The 16,645-nt window shown below is 72.0% G+C and carries 11 protein-coding genes and 1 pseudogene; 8 read left to right on the top strand and 4 right to left on the bottom strand.

All coding sequences use genetic code 11. The features are described 5' to 3' along the window. Positions 1-19 precede the first annotated feature (19 nt). On the bottom strand, positions 20-1,528 hold the full coding sequence (araA, locus tag NEH16_RS27370) for an L-arabinose isomerase (RefSeq protein ID WP_265545557.1): 1,509 nt from the start codon (positions 1,526-1,528) through the stop codon (positions 20-22). 44 nt (positions 1,529-1,572) lie between these two features. Further along, complete coding sequence (gene araB / locus NEH16_RS27365) at positions 1,573-3,279, bottom strand: ribulokinase (RefSeq protein ID WP_265545556.1); 1,707 nt, start codon at positions 3,277-3,279, stop codon at positions 1,573-1,575. Between the two features lie 317 nt (positions 3,280-3,596). Here araB and chvE point away from each other — a divergent pair, with 317 nt between their 5' ends. The 7 genes and pseudogenes from chvE to NEH16_RS27330 form a co-directional block, all read left to right on the top strand. Continuing rightward, positions 3,597-4,706, top strand: a complete 1,110-nt coding sequence (gene chvE, locus NEH16_RS27360; RefSeq protein WP_073969051.1) for a multiple monosaccharide ABC transporter substrate-binding protein — start codon at positions 3,597-3,599, stop codon at positions 4,704-4,706. Between the two features lie 47 nt (positions 4,707-4,753). Then, on the top strand, positions 4,754-6,301 hold the full coding sequence (gene mmsA / locus NEH16_RS27355) for a multiple monosaccharide ABC transporter ATP-binding protein (RefSeq protein ID WP_276104315.1): 1,548 nt from the start codon (positions 4,754-4,756) through the stop codon (positions 6,299-6,301). After that, complete coding sequence (gene mmsB, locus NEH16_RS27350; protein ID WP_265545554.1) at positions 6,298-7,545, top strand: multiple monosaccharide ABC transporter permease; 1,248 nt, start codon at positions 6,298-6,300, stop codon at positions 7,543-7,545. Before mmsA ends, mmsB begins: the two co-directional genes overlap by 4 nt. Positions 7,546-7,636: 91 nt before the next feature. Next, a complete protein-coding gene (locus NEH16_RS27345; RefSeq protein WP_265545553.1) occupies positions 7,637-8,626 on the top strand; it encodes a DUF6215 domain-containing protein in 990 nt (329 codons plus the stop codon). 64 nt (positions 8,627-8,690) lie between these two features. Further along, complete coding sequence (locus tag NEH16_RS27340; protein WP_073969004.1) at positions 8,691-9,293, top strand: TetR family transcriptional regulator; 603 nt, start codon at positions 8,691-8,693, stop codon at positions 9,291-9,293. A 78-nt stretch (positions 9,294-9,371) separates the two neighbouring features. Further along, a complete protein-coding gene (locus NEH16_RS27335; RefSeq protein ID WP_265545552.1) occupies positions 9,372-10,973 on the top strand; it encodes an MDR family MFS transporter in 1,602 nt (533 codons plus the stop codon). A gap of 68 nt (positions 10,974-11,041) precedes the next feature. Further along, a pseudogene (locus tag NEH16_RS27330) lies at positions 11,042-13,176 on the top strand (prolyl oligopeptidase family serine peptidase); the annotation flags it as partial. 97 nt (positions 13,177-13,273) lie between these two features. Here the strand turns inward: NEH16_RS27330 and NEH16_RS27325 are convergent. After that, complete coding sequence (locus tag NEH16_RS27325) at positions 13,274-14,197, bottom strand: LysR family transcriptional regulator (protein ID WP_265545551.1); 924 nt, start codon at positions 14,195-14,197, stop codon at positions 13,274-13,276. Between the two features lie 74 nt (positions 14,198-14,271). Here NEH16_RS27325 and NEH16_RS27320 point away from each other — a divergent pair, with 74 nt between their 5' ends. Next, positions 14,272-15,249: a DMT family transporter gene (locus NEH16_RS27320; protein WP_265545549.1), complete on the top strand. Its 978-nt coding sequence runs from the start codon at positions 14,272-14,274 to the stop codon at positions 15,247-15,249. Between the two features lie 52 nt (positions 15,250-15,301). Here NEH16_RS27320 and NEH16_RS27315 read toward each other — a convergent pair whose 3' ends face one another. Beyond that, the gene (locus tag NEH16_RS27315) at positions 15,302-16,633 is read right to left on the bottom strand and encodes an aminotransferase class I/II-fold pyridoxal phosphate-dependent enzyme (protein ID WP_265545547.1); all 1,332 of its coding nucleotides are present in this window, start codon (positions 16,631-16,633) and stop codon (positions 15,302-15,304) included. Between the last annotated feature and the right edge of the window lie 12 nt (positions 16,634-16,645).

Below are 16,645 nucleotides of genomic sequence, written 5' to 3'. Positions count from 1 at the left end.
GTGGAGGTGTCGGCGGCGGTCACAGGCTCTGGGCCAGCCGGTGGTACGCCTGGTTCCAGCGCAGTTCGCGGGTGAAGCGCCGGACGGTGGTGTCCCGGTCGATGACGGCGAGTTCGGTGCGCAGCATCTCGGCGAGGTCTTCCAGCTCCTCGCCGCCGAGCGCGGTGGTGAGGACGGTGTGGTGCGGTGCCCCGGCCGTCAGCCAGGCCTCGGTGGAGGTGCGCAGATCGGGGCTGGGCCGCCACACGGCGCGGGCCACCGGCAGTTTCGGCAGCGGCTCCGGCGGGGTGACGACGTCGATGTGGTTGGCGACGAGCCGGAAGCGGTCGCCCATGTCCGCGAGCCCGACGACCACGGCGGGGCCGGGGGCCGCGTCGAAGACGAGCCGGACCGGGTCCTCCCGGCCGCCGATGGACAGCGGGTGGATCTCGCAGCTGGGGGTCGCCGTGGTCAGCGAGGGGCACACCTCCAGCATGTGGGCGCCGAGGATCAGTTCCTGGCCGGGCGTCAGGTCGTAGGTGTAGTCCTCCATGAACGACGTGCCGCCGGGCAGCCCGTGCGCCATGGCCTTGAGGGTGCGCAGCAGGACGGAGGTCTTCCAGTCGCCCTCCCCGCCGAAGCCGTAGCCGTCGGCCATCAGGCGCTGGACGGCGAGCCCGGGGAGCTGGCGCAGACCGCCGAGGTCCTCGAAGTTCGTGGTGAAGGCGCGGAAGCCGCCCTCGGTGAGGAACGCGCGCAGTCCGGCCTCGATGCGGGCGGCATAGCGCAGGGAGTCGTGGCGCTCGCCGCCCGGCCGCAGCTCGGGGGCGAGGGCGTAGAGGTCCTGGTACTCCTTGACGAGCGCGGTGACGGTGTCCTCGTCGGCGGCGTCGACGGCGGTGACCAGGTCGTTGACGCCGTAGGTGTTGACCGAGACGCCGAACCGCAGCTGGGCCTCGACCTTGTCGCCCTCGGTGACGGCGACGTCGCGCATGTTGTCGCCGAACCGGGCGAGCCTGAGGCCGGACAGTTCGGCGCGGCCCGCGGCGGCGCGCGCCCAGCCGGCGATGCGGTCGACCACCTCGGGGGTGGTGACATGGCCGGCGACGGTCTTGCGGGGGACGCCGAGGCGGGTCTGCACGAAGCCGAACTCGCGGTCGCCGTGGGCGGCCTGGTTCAGGTTCATGAAGTCCATGTCGATGGTGGACCAGGGCAGTCGGCGGTTGGCCTGGGTGTGCAGGTGGAGCAGTGGTTTGCTGAGCGCGTCGAGGCCGGCGATCCACATCTTGGCCGGGGAGAAGGTGTGCATCCAGGCGATGAGGCCGATGCACCGGTCGTCGGCGTTCGCGTCGAGACAGACCCTGCGGATGGCGGCCGCGTCGGTGAGGACGGGCTTCCAGACCACGCGCACCGTCAGCTGCGGCTGGTCCGCGAGGGTGTCGCGGATGACCCGTGACTGGTCGGCGACCTGGGCCAGGGTCTCGTCGCCGTAGAGGGACTGGCTCCCGGTGAGGAACCAGATCTCACGGTCGGGCTGGGCGAGCGTCATGTCGGGTGTGCTCCTCGTGGTACGGGAAAGGAAGGTCTTGCCGGTCAGCCGGCGGTGGCGGTGCGCGCGGTGTTGCGGATGCGGCGCAGGCGGTGCAGGAGGAGGTCGGCGCCGGTGCCGAAGTGGTCGTGCAGGGCGCGGTATTCGCGGAACAGCGCGTCGTAGGCGTCCGCCCGGCCGGGGTCCGGGGTGTACGCGTGCCGCTGGACGCTGCCCATCGCGGCGGCGGCGGTCCGGACGTCCGGGTGGGCGCCCGCGGCGACGGCGGCGTGGATGGCGGAGCCGAGGGCGGGCCCCTGCTCGGAGGTGCCGAGGGAGACGGGGCGGCGCAGGACGTCGGCGTAGATCTGCATGAGGAGGGCGTTCTTCCTCAGCCCGCCGGTGACGATGAACTCCTCGACGGGGATTCCGCCGGCCTCGAACGCCTCCACGATCACCCGGGTGCCGTACGCGGTGGATTCGAGGAGGGCGAGGTAGACGTCCTCGGGCCGGGTGTCGAGGGTGAGCCCGGCGACGACCCCGGAGAGGTGGTGGTCGACCAGGGTGGAGCGGTTGCCGTTCATCCAGTCGAGGGCGACCAGTCCGTGCGCTCCGACCGGCTGTCCGGCGGCCTTGCGGGTCAGAAGCTGGTGCAGGTCCTCGCCGGTGTCCCTGGCCTCGGTGCGGTAGTCGTCCGGTACGCCCTGCCGGAGCCACCAGGCGAAGATGTCGCCGACCGCGCTCTGCCCGGCCTCGTAGCCGTAGGCGCCGTCCACGATGCCGCCTTCGACGACCCCGCAGATGCCGGGGACGTCGGCGAGGGTGGCGCCGTTGAGGACATGGCAGGTGGAGGTGCCCATGATGGCGAGCAGCCGCCCGTTCTCGACGGCTCTGGCGGCGGGGGCCGCCACATGCGCGTCCACGTTGCCCGCGGCCACGGCGATGCCCTCGGGCAGACCGGTCCAGGCGGCGGCGCAGCTGCTCAGGCCGCCGACGCGGGAGCCCAGGGGCGCGAGCGGGTGGTCGAGGCGGGTGGCGGGGAAGTCCGCGAAGTCGGGGTGCAGTCGGCCGAGGTAGTCGGGTGACGGGTAGGCGCCGTCCTGGTGGATGCCCTTGTAGCCGGCGGTGCAGGTGTTGCGCGATTCGGCACCGGTGAGCTGCCAGACGATCCAGTCGGCCGCCTCGATCCAGCGCGCGCAGGCGGCGTAGACAGCGGGGTCCTCCTCCAGCACCTGGAGGGCCTTGGCGAACTGCCACTCGGAGGAGATCCGGCCCCCGTACCGGCTGATCCACTTCTCGCCCCGGTCGTGCGCGAGGGCGTTGATGCGGTCGGCCTGCTCCTGCGCGGCGTGGTGCTTCCACAGCTTCGGCCAGGCGTGCGGGCGGTCGGACCATGCGGGGAGCAGGGCGAGCGGGATGCCCTCGGCGGTGGCCGGCAGGACCGTGCAGGCGGTGAAGTCGGTGGCGATGCCGATGACGCGGGCCGGGTCGATTCCGGCTGCCTCGACCGCCGCCGGGACCGCGGTGCGGAGCACGTCGCGCCAGTCCTCGGGGTGTTGCAACGCCCAGTCGGGGGGCAGCGGTACGCCGGTGAGCGGGAGGCGGTCCTCGATGACGGCGTGGCGGTAGTCGTGGACCGCCGAGCCGAGTTCGGCGCCGTCGCGGACCCTGACCACCACGGCGCGCCCGGAAAGGGTCCCGAAGTCCACTCCGACCGTGCAGGCGTCGGGATGGTGACGTTCGGCGGGGCCGGAGGAGGCGTGTGGCGTCACGATGCGGTCTCTCTCGTCAGGGGTGAGCGGGGCGACAACGGCCCCTGGTGATTGTTAGCGCTCACAATCTCTGGGGGCAAGAGGTGTGTGCGCTTTTGCCGTGCCGGGCCGGCCCGGCGATGACACCCGACTCCGCGCGTAGCGCGGGCGACCGGTTGAACCTTCGGGATGCGCCACGATTACCTCCCTTTCCTCCGGTTACGGCCGCGCGGCGGCGCAAGAAAAGACGCGAAGGCCCCTTGCACGGCCTAGATGCGAGCGCTAACAATCGAGCTCCACCAAGGCCACCGCCACGACGGGATTGTCAGGTCATGCCCATGAAGAACTTCCGAGCCGCGTCCGCCCTCGTGGCGGTGACCACCGGCTGCGCCCTGCTCCTCACCGCCTGCGGACAGGACAGCGAAGGAGGGAGCCAGGAGAAGAAGGACAAGAAGGACGTCACCATCGGCATAGCCATGCCCACCAAGTCCTCCGAGCGGTGGATCGCCGACGGCAAGAACATGACCGCGAGCCTCAAGAAGGCCGGGTTCGCCACCACACTCCAGTACGGCGAGGACGATCCCGACCAGCAGGTCGCCCAGATCGAGAACATGATCACGCAGGGCGTCGACGCGCTGGTCGTGGCCGCCATCAACGGCGAGGCCCTGTCCAACGTCCTCCAGCAGGCCGCGGACGCCGACATCCCCGTGATCTCGTACGACCGGCTCATCCTGGGCTCCCCGCACGTCGACTACTACGCCTCCTTCGACAACGAGAAGGTCGGCGAGCTCCAGGCCACGTACATCGTCGACAAGCTGGGGCTGAAGAGCGGCGCGAAGAAGGGCCCGTTCAACATCGAGCTGTTCGCCGGGTCCAACGACGACAACAACACGAAGTACTTCTTCAACGGCGCCATGAAGGTGCTGAAGCCCTACTTCGACAAGAAGCAGCTGGTCGTGCGCTCCAAGCAGACCCGGCTCAACCAGGTCACCACGCTGCGCTGGGACGGCGGCACCGCGCAGAAGCGCATGGACGACCTGCTGACCTCCGCGTACTCCACCGCACACGTCGACGCGGTGCTCTCCCCGTACGACGGCATCTCCATCGGCATCCTGTCCGCCCTGAAGTCCGACGACTACGGCAGCAAGGCGAAGCCGCTCCCGGTCGTCACCGGTCAGGACGCGGAGGTCGCCTCGGTGAAGTCGATCATCGCGGGCCAGCAGACCCAGACCGTCTACAAGGACACCCGTGCCCTGGCCCAGGTCGCGGCGGACATGGTGACCGCGGTCCTCAACGGCAAGAAGCCCGAGGTCAACGACGAATCGACGTACAACAACGGCAAGAAGGTCGTGCCCGCCTTCCTGCTCGACCCGGTCAGCGTCGACAAGTCGAACTACCGGAAGATCCTGGTCGACTCCGGCTACATCGACGCCAAGGAGCTGGGGTGACGGCCGCCGCGCCCGACTCCCCCGCCGTGCCAGGACCGGTCCTCGACATGCGCTCCATCGTCAAGACGTTCCCCGGCGTCAGGGCGCTCTCCGAGGTGACCCTGTCCGTGCGGCGCGGCGAGGTGCACGCCCTGTGCGGGGAGAACGGCGCCGGCAAGTCGACGCTCATGAAGGTGCTCTCCGGCGTCCACCCGCACGGCTCGTACGAGGGCGAGATCCTCTTCGACGGCGAACCGTGCCGCTTCAAGGACATCCGGGCCAGCGAGCAGCGCGGGATCGTCATCATCCACCAGGAACTCGCGCTCGTCCCCCATCTGTCGATCGCCGAGAACGTCTTCCTGGGCAACGAGCCGGCCCGGCGCGGGATCATCGACTGGCGCGAGTCGCTGCGCCGGGCGTCCGCGCTACTCAAGCGGGTCGGCCTGGACGACCATCCGGAGACCCGGGTCGCCGACATCGGTGTCGGCAAGCAGCAGTTGGTGGAGATCGCGAAGGCGCTGGCGAAGGACGTCCGGCTGCTGATCCTGGACGAGCCGACCGCCGCGCTCAACGACGAGGACAGCGCGAAGCTGCTGCGGCTGATGCGGGAGCTGAAGGACCAGGGCATCACCTCGATCATCATCTCGCACAAGCTGAACGAGATCGCCCGGATCGCGGACTCCGTCACCATCCTGCGCGACGGGCGGTCCATCGAGACCCTGGACGTCAACGACCCGGCCACCACCGAGGAACGCATCATCCGCGGCATGGTGGGCCGGGACCTCGACAGCCGCTTCCCCGACCGCACCCCGTACACCGGCGAGACCGACGCCCAACCCGCCCTGGAGATCCGGGACTGGACGGTGCGTCATCCGCTCGACCGCACCCGCAAGGTGGTCGACGGGGTCTCGCTCCAGGTCCGGCGCGGCGAGATCGTGGGCATCGCCGGGCTGATGGGCGCCGGCCGGACCGAGCTGGCGATGAGCGTCTTCGGGCGCTCGTACGGGCATTACGAGCGGGGCTCCGTCCTCAGGGACGGCCGCGAGGTGCGTACCCGTACGGTGCCCGAGGCGGTCGCCCACGGCATCGCGTACGTCACCGAGGACCGCAAGCACTACGGCCTCGATCTCGGGGACTCGGTGGGCCGCAACATCTCGCTCGCCTCGCTCGGCGCGCTCGCCCGGCGCGGGGTGGTGGACGGCCACGAGGAACGCAAGGTGGCCGAGCGGTACCGGCGGAGCATGAACATCAAGACGCCGAACGTCCTCGAACCGGTCGGCCGGCTCTCCGGCGGCAACCAGCAGAAGGTCGTCCTCAGCAAGTGGATCCTCACCGGTCCGGACGTCCTCGTCCTGGACGAGCCCACGCGCGGTGTGGACGTGGGCGCCAAGTTCGAGATCTACACCGTGATCGACCGGCTCGCCGCCGAGGGCAAGGCGATCCTCTTCATCTCCTCCGAACTGCCCGAACTGCTCGGCATGTGCGACCGCGTGTACACCATGGCCGCCGGCCGGCTGACCGGCGAGGTCGCCCGCGCGGACGCAACCCAGGAAGTGCTGATGCGGCACATGACCCAGGACACCACCTCCGTACCACCCGAAGGACAGCAGTCATGAGCACCGACGTCAGCACGCACACGAAAGCCACACCACCGTCGGGCGAGGGCGGGGCACCGCCGACGGGGGTCCCGGTCGTCCGGGTGCTCCTGGACGGCGTACGGCGGAACATGCGCCAGTACGGCATGCTCTTCGCGCTCGGCCTGATCGTGCTGCTGTTCCAGGTGTGGACGGGGGGCGACCTGCTGCTGCCGCGCAACGTCTCCAACCTGGTGCTCCAGAACAGCTACATCCTGATCCTGGCCATCGGCATGATGATCGTCATCATCTCGGGGCACATCGACCTGTCGGTGGGCTCCCTGATGGCGCTGGTCGGGGGCGTCGGGGCGGTGCTCATGGTCGAGCACCATGTGGCCTGGCCGGTCGCCGTAGTCCTCACCCTGCTGCTCGGGGCCGTCGCGGGAGCGCTCCAGGGCTTCTTCATCGCGTACGTCGGCATCCCGTCGTTCATCGTGACGCTCGCGGGCATGCTGCTGTTCCGGGGGCTGACGGAGATCTTCCTCAAGGGCCAGACGCTCGGCCCGTTCCCTGAGGGCATGCAGCGGGTCGCCAACGGCTTCCTGCCCGAGGTGGGACCGGAGACCAACTACCACAACATCACCCTGCTGCTGGGCCTGGGGCTGGCCGCGTATGTGGTGTTCCAGGAGCTGCGGGACCGCCGGCGGCAGCGCGAGTTCACCTTGGAGACCCTGCCGACGAGCCTGTTCACGCTGAAGGTGACGGCGCTGGTCGCCGCCGTGCTGGTCACCACCCTGCTGCTGGCGAGCTACAAGGGCGCGCCGGTGGTGCTGCTGATCCTGGCCGTGCTGCTGGTCGGCTTCGGATACGTGATGCGGAACGCGGTCATCGGCCGCCATGTGTACGCGATCGGCGGCAACCTGCCGGCCGCGAAGCTGTCCGGGGTCAAGGACCGCAAGGTGACCTTCGCGGTCTTCCTCAACATGGGGATGCTCGCGGCGCTGGCCGGTCTCGTCTTCGCGGCGCGCTTCAACGCGGCCTCGCCGAAGGCGGGCGTGAACTTCGAACTGGAGGCCATCGCCGCCGCGTTCATCGGCGGGGCCTCGATGAGCGGCGGTGTGGGCACCGTGCTGGGCGCCATCATCGGCGGCCTGGTCCTCGGTGTGCTCAACAACGGCATGAACCTGGTGGGCGTCGGCACCGACTGGCAGCAGGTCATCAAGGGCCTGGTGCTGCTGGCCGCGGTCGGCTTCGACGTGTGGAACAAGCGGAGGGCGGGCGCCTGACCTTCCGGGACCGGTGGTGCCGCCGGGCCGGCGGGACCACCGGTCCCGGAACTCCATTGCGCAGCTGATCACACTCTGGTGAGATCACCGGATGCTCGGTCTCATACTCCGCGTTCTGCCCTTCTGGGTACGCGAACCTCTGCTCATCCTGGGCGGCTCCCTCTTCGGGGTGGGCATCACGATCCGCGCCGCGTACGAGACCAACTGGCTCATGGCGGGTCTCGGCCTGGCCGTCCTCGCCTTCACCGCGTTCCGCATCCAAACGGTGCGCCACGCCTGGCGCGCCCGCAGGAGCGCGGTGGCGGCCGCCCCGGCGCCGCAGCCCGGACCGGCCGGCCCCGCGCCGGCCGTTGCTCCCGCGCCCGCTCCGCCGGCGCCGGAGAAGAAGGAACCCAACGCCGCCGCCCAGGTCTTCGTGGCACTGGCCCTGGTCGGGGCCCTCGTGGGCGCGGTGTGGCTGGCTCCCCGCGTCACGGGGGACGGCAGCGCCACCGCCGGGGAGAAGCCCGCCACCTGCTCGGACCACGCCGCCGGGAAGAAGCTGCCGAAGGCGTACGCCCTGACGCCGGGGGCGGTCACCGGCGGCGACCTGTGCAAGGCGCTCAACCGCTCCGACCTGGCGACCCTCCTCGGCACGCCCGGTGAAGCACCGCTGGTGGCGTACGGAAACAGCGGCACCGCGTCCCTGACCGCCGACAAGGTCGCCGAATCGGAGGCCCGGGTCCAGTTCGACACGTACACCGTGGAGTTGTCGGCCACGTACAACGAGATGACGGTCGCCCTGTACACGAAGGTGCTGGCGCCCCAGACGCTGGACCACCGGGCGGACAAGGTCCTCGGCCGGCCCGCGGTCTTCACCTCGGACCACCTCATGCAGTTCCGCATCGGCGGCGAGGGGTCGAGCGGACCCGCCACGGAAGGCCCTCTGGCGAGGACGCTGACCGTGGCCCTCGACCGGAAGGACCCGGGCGGCACCTTCGACTTCACCGTGTGGAGCGAGTCCGGGGCGGTCCTGCCCGAGGACGACGTCATCCTCGGCATCGTGGAGAAGATCCTCCCGACGCTCCCGGCCTCCCGGTAGGCCCTCCCGCAGGCGCCGTCCTGAAATTTTGCCCAGCCTGCAAAATTGCATAGCATGCACCTTCATGAGCGACGACCCGCCCCTGGGGCTGCGTGAACGCAAGAAGCGCGCCACGCGTGACGCCCTGGCGGGCGCGGCGCTGCGCATGGCCGCGGACCGGGGCTTCGAGCAGGTGACCGTGGAAGCGGTCACGGCTGCCGTCGGGGTCTCCGTGCGCACGTTCTTCAACTACTTCCCGTGCCTGGAGGACGCGATCACGCGCCCCGTCCAGGAGACCGCCGAGCGGACCCGCCGGGCCGTGCTCAACGCGCCCGAGCACCTGACCGCGCTCGACGCCCTCAGCGAGGCCATCGCGCAGGAGCTCGCCTCCATCGAGGAGGACCACGAGCGCTGGGAGCTCCAGCTGGAGGTGCTGAAGAAGAGCCCGGCGCTGCTCCCCAACTTCCTGGCCGCCCGGGGCGCCGACGAGACCGCGATGGTCGCCGTCGTCGCCGAACGCCTCGGCCAGGACCCCGAGACCGACCTGTATCCCCGGCTCCTCGCGCATGCGGCCGTCGCCGCCGTGCGGGCCGCGGTCGAGGTCTGGGTGGCCACGGGCCGTACCCGCACCTTCCAGAGCCTGTACCGCGAGGCGTTCGCCTCGCTGGCCGCCGGTCTGAAGGGCTGAGCCGCCCCACCGCACCACCCTCCGCGCGCGCACCACCGGGCGCGGAGCCAGTCACCAGAGAATGAGGAACGTCAGCCGATGACCGCTGCCGTCACACCCGAAACCGGCGCCGCCGGTACGACCGAGGGGGCCGCGTCAGGCATGACGCGCCGCCAGATACTCCAGGCCATGTCGGGCCTGATGGCCGGCATGTTCGTCGCCATCCTGGCTTCCACGGTCGTCTCCAACGCCCTGCCCCGGATCATCGCCGACCTGCACGGCACCCAGTCCTCGTACACCTGGGTGGTCACGGCCGAACTGCTCGCCATGACGGCGACCGTGCCGATCTGGGGCAAGCTCTCCGACCTGTACGACAAGAAGCTGCTCATCCAGCTCTCGCTGTCGATGTTTGTCGTCGGTTCGCTCGTCGCCGGCTTCTCGCACAGTGTCGGACTGCTCATCGTCAGCCGTGTCGTGCAGGGCATCGGCGCGGGCGGTCTCACCGCGCTCGCCCAGGTCGTGATGGCGGCGATCATCCCGCCGCGCGAACTCGGCCGATACTCCGGCATCTTCGGCGCCGTCTTCGCCGTCGGGACGGTCGCGGGCCCGCTGATCGGAGGGGTCCTGGTGGACACCTCCTGGCTGGGCTGGCGCTGGTGCTTCTTCATCGGTGTGCCGTTCGCACTGCTCGCGATCGTGCTGCTCCAGCTGACCCTGAAGCTGCCGACGATCCGCCGCGAGGTGAGGATCGACTACGTCGGCGCCGTGCTCATCATGAGCGGCGTCAGCTCGCTGCTGCTGTGGGTGACCCTCGCGGGCAACAACTTCGACTGGGCGTCCTGGCAGACCGCCGCGCTCGTCTCCGCCGGTGTGGTCCTGCTGGCCGCCGCGGTGTGGGTCGAGTCCCGGGTGGCCGAGCCGATCATCCCGCTGGACATCTTCCGCAACCGCACGGTGGCGCTGACGACCGTGGCGAGCCTGCTGGTCGGTGTCGCCATGTTCGGCGGCACGGTGTTCCTCTCGCAGTACTTCCAGATCTCGCTGGGCAAGTCCCCGACGATCGCGGGCCTGATGAGCCTGCCGATGATCCTCGGTCTGATGATCTCGACCACCGTGGCCGGCCAGATCATCTCCGCGCGGGGCAAGTGGAAGGGCTTCCTCATCGCGGGCGGCGTCATCATGACCGCGGGCATGGGCCTGCTCTCCACGATCGGCGCCGACTCCTCGTTCGCCCTGCTCAGCGTCTACATGGTGGTCCTCGGCGTCGGCGTCGGCATGCTGATGCAGAACCTCGTCCTGGCCGCCCAGAACGACGTGCCCGCCTCCGAACTCGGTGCGGCCACCTCGGTCCTGTCGTTCTTCCGCAGCCTCGGCGGCGCCATCGGTACGAGCGCGCTCGGTGCGGTCCTCGGCCACCGGGTGGCCGAGGAGCTGGAGAAGGGCTTCGGCGGGGCGGCCGGCGGCGGCACCGGCGGCGGTGTCCCCGAACTCAGCAAGCTGCCGGAGCCGGCGCGCGTCATCGTGGAGAACGCGTACGGCGTCGCCACCGCCGACGTCTTCCTGATCGGCGCCCCCTTCGCCTTCCTGGCGCTCGTCGCGGTCCTCTTCATCAAGGAGAAGCCGCTGCGCACCCAGAGCGGCATGGAGCGCCTGGCGGAGGAGACGGCGGCGGCCCAGCAGGCCGCGCCCGCCGCGCACTGATCGCGGCCGTCCGGGGCCCGGCGGGCCCCGGACGGCTTCCGCGCCGCACCACCTGTCATGGTGTCGAGATGACAGCCCCCTCCGGCTCGCCCGCCGACCTCTTCCCCGACCAGTTCGCCCGCACCCGGCGCTTCTCGCTGGGCGTGCCCCGGCAGTTCACCGTCTCCCCGGACGGCGAACGGGTCCTGTTCGTCCGGGGCACCTCGGGCACCGACCCGGTGAGCCGGCTCTGGCTGTACGAGAACGGCGAGGAGCGGCTGCTCGCCGACCCGCTCGGACCGGGCTTCGCGCAGGAGGCCCCCGGCGAGGTCCCGCCGGAGGAGCGGGCCCGGCGCGAACGCGCCCACGAGACATCGTCCGGCGTCGTCTCGTACGCCACCGACGCCTCGGTGCGCCTGGCGGCCCTCGCCCTCGCGGGCACCCTCTGGGTGGTCCCCCTCGATGGCTCCGCGCCCCGCCGGCTGCCGACGGCCGGACCAGCCGTGGATCCCCGCCCCTCCCCCGACGGCTCGCTGATCGCGTACGTCTCCGGCGGCGCGCTGCGTACGGTACGGGCGGACGGCACCGGCGACCGCGCGCTCGCCGGACCGGACGGGGAGCACATCACCTTCGGCCTGTCCGACTACGTCTCGCAGGAGTCCATCGGCCGTACGCGCGGCTACTGGTGGTCCCCGCGCGGCGACGCCCTCCTGGTCGCCCGCACCGACACCTCCGGCGTCCGGCGCCGCTTCCTCACCGACCCCGCGCACCCCGAGCGCCCGCCCGCGAACTGGCGTACCCGGCCGCCGGGACCCCCAACGCGAAGGTCTCGCTGCACCTCGTGCGGCTCTCCGGCGCGCGCACCCCCGTCCGGCTCCCCGAGGCGGCGGGCGACGGGCACCCCGAAGGCGCCTGGACGGACCGGGCGTTCGAGTACGTGGTGGCGGCGGACTGGGACGACCGGGGGCCCCTGGTCTCCGTGCAGACCCGGGACCAGCGCACCGTGCGCGTCCTGGCGGTGGACGAGGCGACCGGGGACACGACGACCGTGCACCGCGCCCACGACTCGGCCTGGGTGGCCCTGCGCCCGGGCACCCCGCTGCGCCTGCCGTCCGGGGCGCTCGTCGTACCCGCCCATCCCGGCGGCGACACCCAGGGCCTGGACATCGGCGGCGTTCCGACGCCCCCGGGCCTGGAGGTGCGCGAGGTGCTCGGGGCGGCGGACGGGCGGGTGTACTTCACGGGCGGCGACGAGCCCACCGAGGTCCACGTCTGGTCCTGGGACGGGACCGGGGGCGGCCCGGCCCGGGTCTCCGACGCACCCGGTGTGCACACCGCGGCGGTCGGCGGCCCGGTGGTGGTCCTCGACAGCCGGACGCCGGACGGCCATACGGTGACCGTGCTGCGGGACGGCGCGGAGGCGGGCCGGATCGCCGTCCTGGCCGAGGAACCGCTCGTCACCCCGCGCCCGCTGGCCCTGAGCCTCGGCGCGCGCGAGCTGCGCAGCCGCCTCTACCTGCCGTCCTGGCACGGGCCCGGCCACGGACCGCTCCCGGTGCTGCTGAGCCCGTACGCCGGTCACGGCATGCAGGTCGTGCTGAAGGTGCGGACGTGGTGGACGGCGGTGGCCCAGTGGTTCGCGGAGCAGGGGTTCGCGGTCCTCGTCACGGACGGACGGGGGACGCCGGGGCGCGGCGAGGCGTGGGAGAAGTCGGTGCACGGCGACCGCCTGACGGCCGTGCTGGAGGACCAGATCGACGCGTTGCACGCGGTGGCCGCCGTCCGCCCGGAGCTGGACCTGACCCGGGTGGCGATGCGCGGCTGGTCGTTCAGCGGGTATCTCGCGGCGGCGGCGGTCCTCCGGCACCCGGAGGTCTTCCACGCGGCGGTGGCGGGCGCTGCCCCGGCGGACCGGCGGCTCTACGACACCCACTGGGAGGAGCGCTTCCTGGGCCACCCGGACATGCTGCCGGAGAACTACGACCGCAACTCGCTGCTGAACGAGGCCGCTTCGCTGACCCGGCCGCTGATGCTGGTGCACGGGCTCGGCGACGACAACGTCACCGTGGCGCACACCCTGCGCCTCTCCTCGGCCCTGCTCGCCGCCGGCCGCCCGCACACGGTGCTGCCGCTGTCCGGGGCCGGCCATCTGGTGGGGCGTGACCGCACGGCGAGCGGGCTGCTGCACCTTGAGCGGGACTTCCTGCGGCAGTCGTTGGGGTCTGACGGCGGTACGGCGCGAGGGCGGGGCCCGACCGCGCAGGCCGGGCGGGACGGGCGGAACGGGCGGGCCGGGCAGACCGGTCAGGCCGGGCGGCCGGTCAGCTCTCCGGCCCCATGGGCTCCTCCAGCCCCCGCCCCGCCTCGCGCAGCGCCGCGACCGCCGCGCGGACCGAGGGGCGCCGGTCCGCGTCCGTCCGCCACACCGCGTGGACATGGCGGCGCATCCGCTGGCGCACCGGCACCAGCCGCACCCCGTCGGGCACCGGACCGCGCCCCAGCCGGGGCGCCACGCAGACTCCCATCCCGGCCGCGATCAGGGCGAGTTGTGTGTGGTGCTCGCCCGCGAGGTGCGCGATGCGCGGTTCGATGCCCTTGGAGCGGAGCGTGAACATCAGCCAGTCGTAACAGAATTCGCCCTCGGGCCAGGACACCCAGTCGTCGTCCGCGAAGTCCTCCAGGTCCACTTCGGAGCACCCGGCCAGCGGGTGGTCCGCCGGCATGGCGATGTCCGGGGCGTCGTCCAGCAGTTCGGCCCGGGTCAGGCCGCCGGGCACCGGGAGCCGTTTGTTGCTCCAGTCCAGGACCACCGCGAGATCGATGTCGCCTCGGAGCACCGCCCGGATCCCGGCCTCGGGCTCCAGCTCCAGGGTGCGCACCCGCAGTTCGGGGTGGCCGGTGCGCAGGGCGAGCAGCGTCGCGGGGAAGAGGCCGCGCGCGGCCGTGGGAAAGGCGCCGAGCCGGATCTCCCCCACGACCTCGCCGCGCTGGGCCTCGATGTCGGACTGGGCCAGCTCGACCTGCGAGAGGATGCGGGCCGCGTGGTCGGCGAGCAGTCGGCCGGCGTCGGTGAGCCGCACCCCGCGCCCGTTCCTGGCGAGGAGCTGCTGGCCGACCTCGCGCTCCAGCTTCGCCATCTGCTGCGAGACGGCCGACGTCGTGACGTGCAGCCCTTCGGCGGCGCCGCTGACCGAACCGAGTCTGGCCAGGGCGTCGAGGGTGCGCAGGCGCTCCAGGTTCAACATGTAAGCGATGCTACGCGAAGACGCGCACAAATTCTCACTTGTGCTACGAGGTAAGGGCGGCGATCGTTGTCACCATGAGCGCCACGACCGCCCCGAGAGCCACCCCCGAGCCGTGCCCGGCACCGTCCGCACCGCCGCCCTCCGCCACCACCCCCACCGACGCCCCCGCCCGGCGGCCCGCCCTGGACTGGCGGCTGCGTTTCGCGGCGCTCTCGCTGATCTGGGGCTTCAGCTTCCTCCTGATCAAGGTGGGGACCAACGCCTACGCCCCGTTCCAAGTGACCCTGGGGCGGCTCCTGTCGGGCACGGCGGTCCTGGCGGTGGTCATGGTGGTGAAGCGGGAGCGGCTGCCGCGTTCGGCCCGGACCTGGGGCCACCTGGCGGTGGCGGCGTTCTTCCTGAACGCGCTGCCGTTCTCCCTGTTCGCCTACGCCGAGCTGTCCATCCCGTCCACGCTGGCGGGCATCTGCAACGCGACCTCGCCGCTCTGGGGCATGGCGCTGTCGCTCGTCGCCCTCTCGGAGGACCGGCCGACCCGCCGCCGCGTCGCCGGTCTCGGCCTCGGCTTCCTCGGCGTCCTGACGGTGCTCGGCGCCTGGCAGGGCTTCTCCGGGCTGGACTTCAGCGGCACGGCGATGGCGCTCCTGGCCTCGCTGAGCTATCCGATCGGCTGGATCTACGTGCGCCGGACGCTGGCCGGCAGCGGCGCGTCGACCCTCGCGCTCACCGGCAGCCAGCTCTTCCTGGGCGCCGCGCAACTCGCGGTCGTCACACCGCTGTTCACCACCGTCCCCGGAAGCTTCCCGATCCTGCCCACCCTGGCCGTCGTCGCGCTCGGGGCGCTGGGCACGGGCCTCGCGGTGCTGCTCCAGTACGGCCTGGTCAACGAGGTCGGGCCGACGACCGCGCAGATGGTCACCTACTTCATCCCGGTCATCGCCACGGCGGCCGGAGTGGCCGTGCTCGGGGAGCAGTTGAGCTGGAACACCCCCGTCGGCGCGCTCGTCGTCCTGGCCGGTGCCGCGCTCACCCAGAGCAGACGGCGCGCCTGAGGGGCCGATGCCTCATCCGTAAAGCCGGATCCTCACCCGTCACGCCCGGCCCTCACCCGTAGCTCAGCGGCCTGGCCGGGCCCGCCGCCTCCGCCACCGCGTCGGCCAGCGGCGCGATATCGGCGTCGGTGAGCGGGGAGACGGTGATCCGGACCGCCTGGGGTGCGGCGATACGGAACCTGGCCCCGGGCGCCACCGCCCAGCCCGCCTGCAACAGCCGGGCCACCGCCCCCGTCTCGTCGCTCACCGGCACCCACACGTTCATCCCGCTGCGGCCGTACGCCGGAACCCCGCGCTCCGCCAGCGCGCGGACGAGGGCGTCCCGGCGGCGGGCGTAGGACCGGGCCACCTCGCGCGAGTCCACCGCGCCGGTGCTCCACAGGTGCACGACGGTCCGTTGCAGCAGGCGGCTGACCCAGCCGGGCCCGAGCCGCTGGCGGCCGGCCACCCGGTCGACCGTGACCGCGTCCCCGGTCAGCACCGCGACCCGCAGGTCCGGCCCGTACGCCTTGGCCACCGAGCGGACGAACGCCCACCGGCCCGTGGACCCGGCCAGCGGGTACAGCGGCTGGTCCACGATGGCGTGGCCGTGGTCGTCCTCGATGAGCAGGACGTCCGGGTGCCGGGCGAGGACCGCCCGCAGCCGCCCCGCCCGGTCCGCGGAGACCGTGGCCCCGGTCGGGTTCTGCGCCCGATCCGTGATAACGACCGCCCGCGCGCCCGCCTGGAGCGCCGCTTCGAGCGCGTCCGGCAACGGCCCGTCCTCGTCCAGCGCCATCGGCACGGGCCGCATGCCGAGCGCGGGCACCAAGTCCAGGAGCCCGCCCCAGCCGGGGTCCTCGACCGCGACCTGGTCGCCGGGTCTGAGGTGGGCGGTGAGCACCCGCTCGATCGCGTCCAGCGAACCGGAGGCGGCGGCCACCGGCCCGGCAGGCACCCCGTCGGCGTCCATCGCGGCGCGCGCGAGTGCGGCGAACTCCGCGTCCACGGCCGCCTGCCCGTACAGCCCCGGTTCGCGCGCGTACGCCTCGGCGACGGACGCGAACGCCTCGCCCAGGCGCGGGAGCAGCGCCGGATCGGGGCTGCCGTCGCCCAGGTCCCGCACCCCGGGCGGCGCCTCGACCCGCATCGAACCGCGCGCGGTGCTCGCGGGGCGCGGCCTGATCCGGCTGCCCCGGCGCCCGGCCGTCTCGATCACCCCGCGCTCGCGCAGGGTGCGGTAGGCCGCCGCGACGGTGTTCGGATTCACCTCCAGGCGGGCCGCCAGCTCCCGCATGGGAGGCAGCACATGCCCCGGCGGCAGCTCACCCGAACCGACCCCGCGCTCGACGCTGGCGGCAATTTCCTGTGCACGCCGTCCACTGATCCGATACTCTCCTAGCACAAACAACAGTAT

The sequence above is a fragment of the Streptomyces drozdowiczii genome (assembly GCF_026167665.1).
GTDB lineage: Bacteria > Actinomycetota > Actinomycetes > Streptomycetales > Streptomycetaceae > Streptomyces > Streptomyces drozdowiczii_A.
Note: the sequence above shows the minus strand (reverse complement) of the source record. Positions and strands in the feature narration are given on the sequence as shown.